The organism is Faecalimonas nexilis, assembly GCF_059731825.1.
In genome coordinates, this window is sequence record NZ_AP029189.1 from 1,155,752 (window position 1) to 1,169,630 (window position 13,879).

15 protein-coding genes are annotated in these 13,879 nt (G+C 38.2%); all 15 read left to right on the top strand.

Annotated elements, in window-relative coordinates; translation table 11 throughout:
- Positions 1-94 precede the first annotated feature (94 nt).
- The 15 genes from AC6I5B_RS05735 (at position 95) to AC6I5B_RS05805 (ending at position 13,878) form a co-directional block, all read left to right on the top strand.
- The gene (locus AC6I5B_RS05735) at positions 95-664 is read left to right on the top strand and encodes a DUF6560 family protein (protein WP_071143750.1); all 570 of its coding nucleotides are present in this window, start codon (positions 95-97) and stop codon (positions 662-664) included.
- A 61-nt stretch (positions 665-725) separates the two neighbouring features.
- A complete protein-coding gene (locus AC6I5B_RS05740) occupies positions 726-1,109 on the top strand; it encodes a hypothetical protein (RefSeq protein WP_071143751.1) in 384 nt (127 codons plus the stop codon).
- 181 nt (positions 1,110-1,290) lie between these two features.
- On the top strand, positions 1,291-2,826 hold the full coding sequence (locus tag AC6I5B_RS05745) for a plasmid recombination protein (RefSeq protein ID WP_177503053.1): 1,536 nt from the start codon (positions 1,291-1,293) through the stop codon (positions 2,824-2,826).
- Positions 2,827-2,960: 134 nt separating this feature from the next.
- Positions 2,961-3,488 (top strand): hypothetical protein, encoded by a 528-nt coding sequence (locus AC6I5B_RS05750; protein ID WP_235837121.1) that lies wholly within the window; start codon positions 2,961-2,963, stop codon positions 3,486-3,488.
- Between the two features lie 237 nt (positions 3,489-3,725).
- Positions 3,726-4,223, top strand: a complete 498-nt coding sequence (locus AC6I5B_RS05755; protein ID WP_177503055.1) for a hypothetical protein — start codon at positions 3,726-3,728, stop codon at positions 4,221-4,223.
- A 200-nt stretch (positions 4,224-4,423) separates the two neighbouring features.
- Positions 4,424-4,894: a hypothetical protein gene (locus AC6I5B_RS05760; protein ID WP_071143754.1), complete on the top strand. Its 471-nt coding sequence runs from the start codon at positions 4,424-4,426 to the stop codon at positions 4,892-4,894.
- A gap of 508 nt (positions 4,895-5,402) precedes the next feature.
- Entirely contained in the window at positions 5,403-6,698 is a 1,296-nt protein-coding gene (gene ltrA / locus AC6I5B_RS05765; protein ID WP_004615724.1) for a group II intron reverse transcriptase/maturase, read from the top strand.
- A 593-nt stretch (positions 6,699-7,291) separates the two neighbouring features.
- Positions 7,292-8,587 carry a group II intron reverse transcriptase/maturase gene (ltrA, locus tag AC6I5B_RS05770; protein ID WP_004615792.1) on the top strand — a complete coding sequence of 432 codons (1,296 nt, stop codon included), beginning with the start codon at positions 7,292-7,294 and terminating at the stop codon, positions 8,585-8,587.
- A 134-nt stretch (positions 8,588-8,721) separates the two neighbouring features.
- Positions 8,722-9,465, top strand: a complete 744-nt coding sequence (locus AC6I5B_RS05775) for a hypothetical protein (protein WP_071143777.1) — start codon at positions 8,722-8,724, stop codon at positions 9,463-9,465.
- A gap of 25 nt (positions 9,466-9,490) precedes the next feature.
- Positions 9,491-10,003 carry a hypothetical protein gene (locus AC6I5B_RS05780; protein WP_071143778.1) on the top strand — a complete coding sequence of 171 codons (513 nt, stop codon included), beginning with the start codon at positions 9,491-9,493 and terminating at the stop codon, positions 10,001-10,003.
- A 42-nt stretch (positions 10,004-10,045) separates the two neighbouring features.
- Positions 10,046-10,630 carry a hypothetical protein gene (locus tag AC6I5B_RS05785; protein WP_071143779.1) on the top strand — a complete coding sequence of 195 codons (585 nt, stop codon included), beginning with the start codon at positions 10,046-10,048 and terminating at the stop codon, positions 10,628-10,630.
- Between the two features lie 104 nt (positions 10,631-10,734).
- Positions 10,735-12,129: an FtsK/SpoIIIE domain-containing protein gene (locus tag AC6I5B_RS05790; protein ID WP_497773662.1), complete on the top strand. Its 1,395-nt coding sequence runs from the start codon at positions 10,735-10,737 to the stop codon at positions 12,127-12,129.
- 183 nt (positions 12,130-12,312) lie between these two features.
- Complete coding sequence (gene mobT, locus AC6I5B_RS05795) at positions 12,313-13,509, top strand: MobT family relaxase (protein WP_497773663.1); 1,197 nt, start codon at positions 12,313-12,315, stop codon at positions 13,507-13,509.
- A gap of 12 nt (positions 13,510-13,521) precedes the next feature.
- Positions 13,522-13,656, top strand: coding sequence for a DUF3789 domain-containing protein (locus tag AC6I5B_RS05800; RefSeq protein WP_022621433.1), 135 nt, complete (start codon positions 13,522-13,524; stop codon positions 13,654-13,656).
- On the top strand, positions 13,657-13,878 hold the full coding sequence (locus AC6I5B_RS05805; RefSeq protein ID WP_002323342.1) for a hypothetical protein: 222 nt from the start codon (positions 13,657-13,659) through the stop codon (positions 13,876-13,878).
- Position 13,879: the final 1 nt, after the last annotated feature.

A 13,879-nucleotide genomic window follows, 5' to 3' on the forward strand; every position in this document is an offset into this window, starting at 1 on the left:
TTGATGAAGTATAATGAGATATGAAAAATTGAGGTTTTTAATACTCGATTTCAAACAATCATTTTTATATAGCTGGAACTATGGAGGGCAAAAAATGAATGGTTTTTTACGAATGTGTTTGAATATAATTACACAAATAGGTCCCTATTTAGTTGTACTTCTTCTTTTGTCATATATTGTAAATCTTCAGCAAAAGAGATCTAAAGAACGAGAGGAAGAACAGAAAAAGGGAATAATAAGGACGCATTATATAATAAAAACCGAAAAAGTACTTACTATGTTTTTTGTATTGGCGGTGTTTCTTTTTGGGGGAGCTACGGTAGCCAGTGCTATTCAACAAGATGATTTGTTTCCACCACTCGTTTTTAGCATTTTCTTTATTGTTTCTTTAATCGGCTCATTGAATATGATTATGTGGAAACTGGAAGTGAACGGAGATGAAATCACATGGCGTTCAACTTTTGGCAGAAAGAGAACTTTTCACTTTGAAGATATTACCTATTGCGAGAGAAAGAAAGGTTCTATGCGTGTATATGTAAATGGAGAAAAATTATTTACCATTGATAGTAATATTGACAAAGAAGAATTTATGGAGGACATAAAAAGAAGAAGAATCCCTGTAAAATCTTACTGGGCAAATCAGCATAAGAAAAATCGTAAATGACATAGATTTTATAACAGTACGATGTTAGACAACTGAATATGACCGTAAAGGAAGATGAAATATGAAAAAAGAGTTGAAACAAATATTGCTTATATGTTTATTTTTAATTATTGGTTGTGTACTTGGTTATTTTGTAGCACTTAATCAAATGAATCAGCTTAGTGACCCTGAGTACATTGCGTTTTGGACAAGTCAAAATATGTCTGTTCCTGAACCATTAGGATTTACAAGAAGTATTCTTTCTTTTGGATTGCTTTTTGCTGGAATGCCAACAGGTTTGATTTTTTATAGCGGTTTAGTTAAGAAATGGCTAACTCCTATCGCACCTAAAATTATAATTGGATTTGTTACTTTCCCGATTTATACACTTGCTGGAGTAATCGGTTCAATTCCTTTTATCATCTATAAAGGAATTTTTCTATTCAAAAATAATAGATGTAAATGACAACAAACTTTTCAACAGTAGGGTGTTTATCAACTACTTTTTAAGGCAACCACGCAAGGACGATCAGCTACATAGTTGGTCGTTTTTGTTTATCCATTTGTAGACTATCTGCAATCTGCCACAACTTAATATGACCGTCAAGGTCAGATGAAGAAACCGATGTATTGAGCGTAAAGCGATCATGCGTCGGTTTTTCTTTTTGCAAAATAGTCCGGTGGACTGTTTTGTAAAACCGAAGGAACTGACAGAGCTTGGGACGGGGCGAAGTCAGTTTGTTCGGGCGGGAGTACGGAGGGTGCAACCCTTTGTGCATGGGTACAGGGAATGCAATATCCCTGTGCAGGTCAAGGGCGGCAGCCTTGCCCAGTTAAGTGGCGTTTCGCCACTTAGTACTGGGTATTACTTGACGCAGAAAGCCGCATGGAATCAGCTTCGCTGCCCTTCTCCCCTGTCGGGGAAATCAAAAAGAAAAGGAGGAACTCATGTGAAATTAACAAGGCACAATGGACGAGCCGGAAAGAATGGCGTTTATAATCCGAAGCACAATGACCGCAGTTTTGACATTGCCAACAGCGAACACATTGACGAAGAACGAGCCAAACAAAATCTCTATTGGGACTGTTACAATGGCTTCCGCAATTTCAAAAATCCCGAAAAGGAAAATGAGCTGTCTGCCACTTTTGAAGATGTGGAACAGCTTTTTTATCGTCAGCGGTATCGTGATTTTGTGACCAGGCAGAACGAAAGAAATGTGAAGAACCGACACCCTGAAAGAAATAAGGAAACCGGAGATTTGCTCAAAAGCAAAAAGACCTGTCCAGAGGAAACGGTCTATCAGATTGGAACGCTTGATAATCATGTTCCACCGGAATTGCTCATTGAGATCGTCACAGAATTTATGGAAATCGTAAATGAGCGTTTCGGCTCTCATGTCCATATCCTGAATTGGGCGCTGCACTTGGATGAAAGCACCCCTCATATTCACGAGCGTCATGTGTTCGATTGTGAAAATCAATATGGGGAGATTGCCCCACAACAGGAAAAGGCTTTGGAAGCACTGGGGTTTGAACTGCCGGAACCGGAAAAGCCTGTCGGAAGAAAAAATAACCGCAAGATGACTTTCGATTCAGCTTGCCGAGTGCTGCTGTTCGATGTGGCGAAAAAGCATGGCTTGCAACTGGAAGAAGAACCGGAATATGGTGGGCGTGCTTATCTGGAAAAACAGGACTATATTCTTTTCAAGCAAAAGGAGCAACTGGCAGTACAGGAGCAAAAGTTGGAAGAACTCACAATGAAGATTGAGGATGTGGAAGCTCTGGTGGACGAGGTCGCCGATATTGCCTGTGACAAGGCGGTTGAGGTCGTTGCTGATACTGTGAAACTGGAAACGCACAAGGAGGATATTAAGTTGGTGGAGCAGTCTAAGGCATGGGTTCTCTCCCCTGAGCGTAAGGCTTCAAAGAAAGAAGTTGAGTATGCAGTGAAACGATTGGATGGCGTGATTGCCAGAATCACAAACGCTATGAAATCAACCATTCAGAAAATCCAAACTACGCTGATGAAACCGGAGGTCAAAAAAGCCGGAACGGAACAAATCAAGAAGAAAGCCAAAAGTTCCATTATAGATCAGTTGAGCCGCAAAAAGAAAGAAATTGCAGAGCGTGAAGTCAGCCGGACAATTCCGGCGAAAAGCAAAAAACAGGATATGGAACTCTAAGGCACTTGCTGTTTTCACTTTGAAAATGACAGGTGCTTTTGCTTTAGGGAGCAAGAAAATATCTTCCATTCTTTAGGTTGATGAAGTATAATGGAGATACACTATTTGAGAATCTTAAAGAGGTAACAGCTATCATGAAAAAATTATTAACATTGGTGTTACTTGTTTCACTATGCTTAAGCGGTTGTGCATTAGGGAACAATGTATCGGAAGGAGAAAATGCTATGACAATATCTGATTTCAAGAAAGACACAAGCCTGACAAGTATACCGGAAAACAGCAGCAATCTTACAAACTTAGATTTAGAACCTGTAATCGCCTATGGCAGACTGCGTGCATTATTTGGAGAACCTAATTATGAAACGCAGAATTCTGAAGATGCTTACTCTTATATTCTGTTTGTTGAGCCTGAATCTTCTGAAAAAATTTACTTGGAAGTGTATGAGGGAAGCAGCGGACCGGCGATTGGTGGTCTGAACAATGCTGAGAGTTTGCAAGCTGCTGAAACTCTGAAGAAATTGATAGAGGAATCAGAAGAAGTGGCAGATTATCAGTATGAGGGATACTATTTGGATTTAGATTCAAAAATCACTATGGGTATCAAAGATGGCGTGCCTTATTATAACGAGGAATTTTGTGAGGAAATTCCCGATTTTCAGTAATTAGACGAAATAATTATCATTTAGAAGAAGCAGGAAATCTGAAAAGGTCTCCTGCTTCTTTTGCACACAAAATTGAATATGGAACTCTAAGACACTTACTGTTTTCGTTTTGAAAATGACAGGTGCTTTTGCTTTAGGGAGCAAGAAAATATCTTCCATTCTTTAGGTTGATGAAGTATAATGAACACAGTATATTTCTGGGAATTATAATTATGGAAACTGAGATGAGGAATAAATATGAAGCATTATTTATTTTGGGAAAAGCAATCTATAAAAGAGTTTTGGGAAAAGGGATTATTTATAGATAAGGTATTTATGATTACCTATTCTATCCAAATGTTATTTTTTTTCGTTGTTTTCATTGTCATGAGTTTAAGCACTGATAATCCATTATTTACAGGAGTGTTGCTTGGTGTTCTTTGGATAGTTATATTTTTAGGGATACCTTTTTTGGGACATACAATAGAAAAATCATATTGGGTAAAATTTGAAGATACTTATGTGCTGCGTCATGAAGCTTCTGGATATAGGAAAAAAATTTTTTATAAAGAAGCAATAGGAGAACCTTATGTTCGTCCTAATAGGTCATTCTCGGAAGCGTTTTATGAAAAATTGGGTAATTATATCAATGTTTTATCTTCGGACAAGAGGATATTATTTTCTGTGCGCTATTCTGAAGAACTATTAAAAATGCTTCAGGAACGATGTGAAAATATAGAAATTATAAAAAAATAAGAGTTTTACTAAGCAGGAGATCCAAAAAGGTCTCCTGATTTTTTGCACCTAAAATTGAATATGGAACTTTAAGGCACTTGCTATTTTCGTTTTGAAAATGACAGGTGCTTTTGCTTTAGGAGACAAGAAAAAATCTTCCATTATTTAGGTTGATAGAGTATAATGTAAGCAACAAATCGGAAGTTTAAGGGAATGATATTATGGATTTTGCTATATTTAGATTGTTTATAAGAGTTTCATTATTTGTTATAGCTTTAATTGCTTGCATTATCTATCTAATTAAAAAAAGAAAACTTATCTATTCGATATTTTTTGATAAAAAAGCGATAAAAAAAGAATATACTGGAAAAAATGATATAATATTTCTTCGATTGGCTAATACCATTCTTGTTATAGTAGCTATTCTTTTAATCTTATATTTGAAAGATTTTGTTTTAGATATGCCTTACATCATAAACAAACAGTATAGTTATGCAGAAGGATATGTAACTGAACAATCTCATGGTGGTGCAGATATATCTTCTGAAAGAAGAAGTATTTTTCTATATGATAAAGTTAAAGATGATGAAATCGAAATCACAGTATTTTCAAGGTATGTTGATAAAAATACTTATTTAAAGGTACAATATCTTCCGCATACGAAATATGGTGCTATTGTAGAAAATAAATAATTCATTCTAAAAAGAAAAATTCCAGTTGTGCGCCCAGCTAAGGGTGTGTAGTCAAGCCGGTGGGAATCCGGTTTATCCAAGGTTTAGCCAACCAGATAATAGCGAGTCTTGGGATGATGTCGGTAACGCATCTGACAAGCGTAGACAGCAAGAAAGCAGGGTTGAATAGTGATTGAGCTTCGAAATGTTAACTTCAGTCGGTCGACGTCTTAACTGGTGCGGAAGACAATACCATGTAATACGATATGGCGAGTATTATGTGGCACTGCGGAGTCAGAGAACCAATCATGTTTTTACATTGTGAATACACATCAACCGGGGAGAACCTGCCGTTTCTCGAAAAAGAGTATGAAGTCACAACTGAAAACGGAGGACTTCAAATGAATGGCAGGTAGTCGGACAATCTCATAGTACTGTAGAAATCGGGTAATGCCGATGGAGGGAAGGGGATTGCATAGTAAAGGTCTTACTGAGGACACATTATCCGTACTCAGGGACGGAGGAAATAATGGAAACGAAATTAGTAAGAATAGCTGAGATATCGGCAAAATCAAAACATCCTATATTTACATCAGTGTACCATTTGATAAATGAAGATATGCTAAAGCAATGTCATAAGGAATTAGATGGGAGCAAAGCAGTCGGAATCGACAAGGTAACCAAAGATGAGTATGGGAAGAACCTTGACAGAAATATCAAGGATTTAGTACAAAGGCTGAAAAACAAATCCTTTAAGCCACTTCCATCGCTGAGGGTATACATTCCCAAAGCAAATGGAAAGAAAAGACCATTAGGGATAGCTTCTTATGAGGATAAGATTGTACAAATGGCAGTGAAGAAAATATTGGGTACTATTTATGAGCCAAGATTCCTAAACTGTATGTATGGATTCAGACCGAACAGAGGTTGTCACGAAGCGATAAAAGAGGTATATCAACGGATAAGTTATGGGAAAATCAGTTATATCGTAGATGCTGACATCAAAGGGTTCTTTGACCATATCGACCATGAGTGGATGATGAAGTTTCTCGAATGGAACATACAGGATAAGAACTTACTGTGGCTGATACGTAAATATCTTAAAGCGGGAATAATGGAACAAGGTAAATTTGAACCAACAGAGGAAGGTTCGGCACAAGGCTCCGTAATGAGTCCGATGCTTGCGAATATATACATGCATCATGTGCTGACGCTGTGGTTCAAACTTGTAGTGAAGAAGGAAATGCAGGGAGAGTGTTTTCTTGTCAACTTTGCGGATGATTTCGTTGCAGGATTTCAATATAAGTCAGAAGCTGAAAGATACTATAAAGAGTTAAAAGAACGAATGGAAAAGTTTGGTCTGGAACTTGAGAGTAGTAAAAGCAGACTGATTGAATTTGGAAGATTTGCAGAGCAGAATCGCAGGGCAAGAGGAGAACATAAACCGGAAACATTTGACTTTCTGGGATTTACTTTCTACTGTAGCAAAAACCGAAAAGGAGGTTTCGCACCAAAAGTACAGACTTCAAGAAAGAAGTTTGAGCAAAAGGTCAGAGCCTATAAGAATTGGATTTATGATAATCGAAATCGACCGATGCGAGAGATAATCAAGGAATTGAATGTGAAGCTAATCGGACACTATCGGTACTATGGTGTTACATGGAATTTCCGAAAGATAACAACATTTTTACATAGGGTTCAGCAGTTTCTGTTTAAAGCCATGAATCGGAGAGGTTGTAGACGGGCATACACATGGAATGGATTTGTGGAAATGCTCAAGTATTATCCATTAGCAAAGCCTAAAACATACTATTGCTTATATTAAAGTGAATGTTACTATGAGGAGCCGTATGCGGGAAAGCCGCACGTACGGATCTGTGAGGGGCTAAGATTGAGAGGTCTTAGTCTACTCGACTGTAGTGCAGTAAATTCCAGTTGTGCGCCCAGCTAAGGGTGTGTAACCAAGTCGGTGGGAATCCGATTTATCCAAGGTCTAGCCAGCCAGATAATAGCGAGTCTTGGGATGTTGTTGGTAACAGCAACTGACAAGCGTAGACAGCAAGAAAGCAGGGTTGCAATGCTATTGAGCCTCGAAAAGTTAACTTCAGTAGGCCGACGTCTTAACTGGTGCGGAAGGCAACAGCACACAAGTCATTATGGCGAGAATTGTGTGGCGCTGCGGGGTCAAAGGGCCAATCATGCTTGACATTGTGGGTACACATCAACTGGGGAGAACCTGTTGTCTCTCGTATAAGAGTATGAAGTATCAACTGAAAATGGAGAGCTTCAAATGGATAACAGGTAGTCGGACAGTCTCATAGTACTGATGAAATCGGGTAATGCCGATGGAGGGAAGGGGACTGCATAGTAACGGTCTTTCTGAGGACACATTATCCGTACTCAGGGACGGAGGAAATAATGGGAACGAAATTAGAAAGAATAGCTGAAATATCGGCAGAAACAAAGAAACCTGTATTCACATCCATATATCACTTGATAAATGCAGAATTGCTGAAACAATGCCATAAAGAATTAGATGGCAAAAAGGCAGTTGGTGTTGATAAGGTGACAAAGGAAGAATACGGAAAGAACCTCGATAGAAATATCGAAGACTTAGTACAGAGGTTAAAGAACAAATCTTTTAAACCACTCCCATCATTGAGGGTATATATTCCAAAGGGAAATGGAAAAATGCGACCGCTGGGAATAGCCTCTTACGAGGATAAGATTGTCCAAATGGCAGTAAAGAAAGTACTAGAAGCAATTTACGAGCCAAGATTTCTGAACTGTATGTATGGATTTAGACCAAACAGAGGTTGTCACGAAGCGGTAAAAGAAGTATATCAGAGAATCAGTTATGGGAAAATCAGCTACATAGTGGACGCTGATATTAAAGGATTTTTCGATCACATTAACCATGACTGGATGATGAGATTTCTGGAATGGCATATTCAAGACCCAAATCTGCTCTGGCTGATAAAGAAATATTTAAAAGCTGGAATAATGGAAGATGGAAAATTTGAATCAACAGAGGAAGGTTCAGCACAGGGTTCAGTCATGAGTCCGATGCTAGCAAATATATACATGCATAACGTGTTAACGCTGTGGTTTAAATTTGTGGTGAAAAAGACGTTAAAAGGAGACTGTTTTCTGGTGAATTTTGCAGATGATTTTGTAGCTGGATTCCAGTATAAATCAGAAGCAGAGTGGTATTATTCAGCCCTGAAAGAGAGGATGGAACAATTCAATCTTGAGCTGGAAAGCAGTAAAAGCAGGTTGATTGAATTTGGGAGATTTGCAGAAACCAACAGACTATCCAGAGGAATAGGTAAGCCAGAAGCATTCGATTTTCTAGGTTTTACTTTCTATTGCGGGAAAACAAGAAAGGGAACATTTGCATTAAAGTTGCAGACATCTCGAAAGAAGTTTGAACGTAAGCTGAAAGAATATAAACTATGGATATATGATAATCGGAACCGTCCGGTCAGAGAAATCATAAAAGAGCTGAATGTAAAGCTTGTAGGTCACTATCGCTATTATGGAGTAACATGGAATTATAGAAGATTATGTGCATTCTTACACAGAGTACAACAATTCCTGTTTAAAGCGGTAAATCGTCGAGGTTGCAGAAGAGCCTATACATGGGGTGGTTTTTGGGAAATGCTAAAGTGTTATCCGCTTGCGAAACCAAAGACGTACTATTGCTTATATTAAAGTGAATGTTATTATGAGGAGCCGTATGCGGGAAAGCCGCACGTACGGATCTGTGAGGGGCTAAAGTTGCAAGGCTTTAGTCTACTCGACTGTAGAACTGTATTAAATCATCAAATCACATAGAGGTGGCGATTATGCGATATAAAAAATTTTTATTAGGTGTTATAGCAAGCGTGCTTTGTCTAGGACTATTAAATGGTTGTAGCAGTTATTCGCATGATTTTAACTCTAGTGAAGAAGCACAAAAATATATCTTATCCAAATTAAAGGACAAATACAATGAAGAATTTATTATTACAGAAGTGAAGAAGTACAAAGAAGAAAAAATAGGATTAAACTGGATTATGGCAGAAGTTTCCAGTAAAGAAAATTCTTCTCAAACTGCTACTATATATACACGAAATACTGGACTTTTTGAGGATAGTTACCATGTTTATTACTATTCTGATGAAATAAAAGAACTTGCAACTCCTTTATTTCAAGATAAGCCTTTTATAAGAGGTTATCAAATTGAAGTTCAAGGGCATACAACCACGACAGAATGGAATGGTAAGGAAAGTGTAGAAGAATATCTGAAAAAAAGGGAATATGAAATAGAAACAAGTATATATCTTAATGAGGGAAAAACTGATAAAGAATATGCAGAAGAACTTTCCTATATCATGCAAGAAATTGTAGAAAGTGATTTGGTTTTTAATATTTCAGTATATACAAGCGATGATAACCTTATTTTCTATTCTCTACCAGAACAGCACAGTCAACCAGACGTAGAAGTAATTTTAGAAAAAATGGCAGATGTTAAAAGACAACAAAAAACGCAAAAAGATTATAAGGAATGGAAGAAACAAAATCAGAACAATGAAACAAATTCTGATTGATGTGGCAATAAAGGAGTGAAATAAAATGATTTACGAACCCGAAAATCTAAAAAATAAAAGAGCAATATATGAAAAAAGAGATAAATGGCTTATCCGATTAGCCTTTCTATTTTGGGCGGTACTACTATTGATTTATGTGAACATAGTAATTCCCTATGTAAAATCAACAATTGGCTTTTTAGGCATTATTGTTGGTGGTATTGCTGTTATTACTATTGTTTATTTCTTTACTGTATTCTTTGTTTTAATGCGGAGAGGACGTCAGTTTAGAAAAATGAACAATGATATTGTAAGAGAATATCACGAAAATAAAAATGGAGAACTCTTTTTAGAAAAACTTCTTGCAATAGATACGAAACCTAAAGATATGAAAGATGAAATGACATGGTATCTCAATATTGCAACTGCATTTAATGTATTAGGTAAACGAAATGAATGTATTGCTTTGTTTAAACAATTAGAAGAAGTTGCAACAGAAAAAGACAAAGAATATATTCAAAATAGCATTAAATTTGTGCAAGAACAGTTAGAAAAATAATATTGACTAAGTGGTTTGGTAAAATCAAAGGAGCGATTAGGAATGACAATTCTTATTTATTTTTTAACAATAGTATTTGGTATAGTATGTTTTGTAATTATGAAAAAGAAACGCTATAAAGTCATGCCACTTATCTGTTTGATTATGTTTATTTGTTTCATTGGCTGTGGAATCGTTTCTATCTTATCTTTAACTTTGCCATATGGTGAGATTTTGGTTTATCCATTGGGAGCAATTATATTTGGTTTGGTATTTATTTTGGTTGGGGTAAATGATTTATATTCGTTATTGCGTTGTAGAGAAAAAGTGGACGGCGTGTATTGTGGCTACAATACATATTATGGTGGCAATGGCATTTCTACACAATCTCCAATATTTGAATATACATATAACGGAACTTATTATCGTGAGCAAACAGCACAAAATATATCTCATAAACGATTAAATAGGAGTATGACACGAGGAAATGTATATAGCATATATATTGACCCAAAGCACCCAGCAGTATTTATTCTGGCTAAAAAAATTAAAATAGGAACAATAGTTTCGATAATATTAGGGTTATTCATATTTACGTATGGAATTGATTTATTATTAAAATTTTTGCCTATGTTATTGAGTCGATAGTATATACTTTGTTGGTAAATTGTCTGATAACCTTATATCACATATAAAGCAGTTAGTCTTAGGATTGACTGCTTTTTTCATACTCAGAAAGGAGTGAACGATTTATGCGTAAGATTTTGAACAAAGGACACCGTATCAGAGCCAGCGATAAACACCTTGTTTACCACTTTTCCATAGGGACGCTTCTGTTTGTGTTCGTGGCGGTTCTTCTGCTATTGAATATCAAACAGCTCATGCGTACCGATTGGGAGCATTTCAGATTGTTAGAAAACGGCTTGACGCTTTCCCCTTACAACTTCATAACCATACTGATAGCGACTGGTGTTTGTGCATTGGTCGCTTTTCTGTATTACCGCTTCTGTTACGACAGTTTCAAGAAGCTCCTGCACCGTCAAAAGCTGGCAAGAATGATACTGGAAAATAAGTGGTATGAAGCCGATACCGTACAAGACAGCGGTTTTTTTACTGACCTGCAAAGCAGATCAAGGGAAAAAATCGTCTGGTTTCCGAAGATTTACTATCAAATGGAAAAAGGACTGCTTCATATCCGCTGTGAAATCACATTAGGAAAATATCAAGACCAGCTTTTACAGTTAGAGGATAAACTGGAAAGTGGCTTGTATTGCGAACTGACCGACAAGACCCTGCATGACGGCTATATCGAATATACCCTGCTTTATGATATGATAGCAAACCGCATTACCATTGATGAAGTACGGGCAGAGAACGGTTGTCTTAGGCTGATGAAAAATCTTGTCTGGGAATATGACGCACTTCCTCATGCTCTGATTGCTGGTGGGACGGGTGGCGGTAAAACTTATTTTCTGCTGACGCTCATTGAAGCTCTACTGCATACCAACGCTGTCCTTTACATTTTAGACCCAAAGAACGCCGACCTTGCGGACTTAGGAACAGTCATGCCGAACGTTTTTCACACCAAAGAAGAAATGATTGATTGCGTCAATGCTTTTTATGAGGGAATGGTACAGCGAAGTGAGGAAATGAAGCAACACCCGAACTATAAGACGGGCGAAAACTACGCCTATCTGGGACTGCCACCCTGCTTTCTTATCTTTGATGAATATGTGGCGTTTTTTGAAATGCTGGGGACAAAAGAAAGCGTGAGCTTACTTAGCCAGTTAAAGAAAATCGTTATGTTAGGGCGACAAGCAGGTTATTTCCTTATTGTTGCCTGCCAGCGTCCAGACGCAAAGTATTTTTCAGATGGTATCAGAGATAACTTCAATTTCCGTGTGGGACTTGGACGTATCAGCGAATTAGGTTACGGTATGCTGTTTGGTTCAGATGTGAAAAAGCAGTTTTTCCAGAAGCGTATCAAGGGGCGTGGCTATTGTGATGTGGGAACAAGCGTCATCAGTGAATTTTACACGCCGTTAGTGCCGAAAGGACATGATTTTTTGCAGACTATCGGCTCTCTTGCACAAGCAAGGCAGGACGGGACGGCGACGTGCGAAGCGAAAGGCGACGGCACGGACTAGCCGTTGCTGGTGTGGCGTTAGCCACGCCAGCAGGTGAAACCCCTCGGTATCTAACAGAGGGGTACGTTTGCAAATAGACAATAGACAAAAAACATAGGAAACATAAGGCTTCTGGCATGGTTTCCTTGCAAAAATCAGTTGTGAAGTTGCTTGAAAAAACTTCACACTTTACAGATTGGGGGTATGGTTCTGAATGAAGAACAATGGATAAAAGAATTACGGGAGAAACGGATTGCTTACGGTATCTCACAAGGCAGGCTGGCGGTGGCTTCTGGTATCACAAGGGAATATCTCAACAAGATAGAAAGTGGAAAAATGAAGCCGTCAAAGGAACTTCTGGAAACTCTGCATAAGGAACTGGCAAGGTTCAATCCAGAAGCACCGCTTACCATGCTGTTTGATTATGTAAAAATTCGTTTTCCCACGCTGGATATTCAGCACATCATCAAAGATATATTAAAACTGAATATCAATTATATGCTCCATGAAGATTACGGACATTACAGTTATACGGAGCATTACTCTTTAGGGGACATCTTTATCTATACGTCGGCTGACGAAGAAAAAGGTGTCCTTTTAGAGTTAAAGGGGCGTGGTTGCAGACAGTTTGAAAGTTACCTGCTGGCACAGCAAAGAAGCTGGTATGACTTTCTCATGGACGCACTCGTAGACGGTGGCGTGATGAAGCGTATCGACCTTGCTATCAACGACCATACGGGCATTTTGGATATTCCAGAGCTTGCGGAAAAATGCAGGAAACGGGAATATATCGGAAAGTCCAGAAGTTATAAGTTTTACCAGTCTGGCGAACTTATCAAGCACAGAGAGGACGACAGAGAATATATGGGACGTACCCTTTATCTTGGTTCGCTGAAATCAGATGTGTATTTCTGTATCTATGAAAAGGACTATGAGCAGTACGTCAAGTTAGGGACACCTCTGGAAGAAGCCGACATTATCAACCGTTTTGAGATACGGCTTCGGAATGAACGTGCTTATTATGCAGTACGAGATTTGCTGACCTATTATGACGCAGAGCAGACCGCCTTTTCTATCATCAACCAGTATGTGCGGTTTGTTGATGAAGAACCAGACAAGCGAAAAAATGACTGGAAACTCAATGACCGCTGGGCTTGGTTTATCGGCGATAACAGACAGAGCTTGAAGCTGACGACAAAGCCAGAGCCTTATACCTTAGACCGTACATTGCGTTGGGTACAAAGGCAGGTAGCACCGACCTTGAAAATGCTGAAAAAGATTGATAAGGGAAACGGTACAGACTACATGGAAACAATCGAACAGCAGGCAAAGCTCACAGAAAAGCATGAAATGATAATCAAACAGCAGACAACCTCTGCAAAAGATTTGGTGGAAAGTTAGGAGTGATAAAAAATGTGGGAATTAGTAAAAGACTTCCTGCTGGTATCTATGGGAATGGGTATCGGCGTAGTCTTGATGTGTATTTTGAATGTCGGCAAAGAAGCTGACTGTGAAATGAAACAATTAAAAGAAAGTGAGGACAATTAAATGAATTTCGGACAAAATTTGTATCAATGGTTTTTATCAAATGCACAGAGCTTAGTGCTTATGGCGATCGTGGTTATCGGTATCTACTTAGGTTTCAAGCGTGAGTTTTCCAAACTTATCGGCTTCTTGGTAGTTGCCTTGATTGCTGTCGGTTTGGTATTCAACGCTGGCGGTGTGAAAGATGTACTGTTAGAGCTGTTCAATAAGATTATTGGTGCATAAA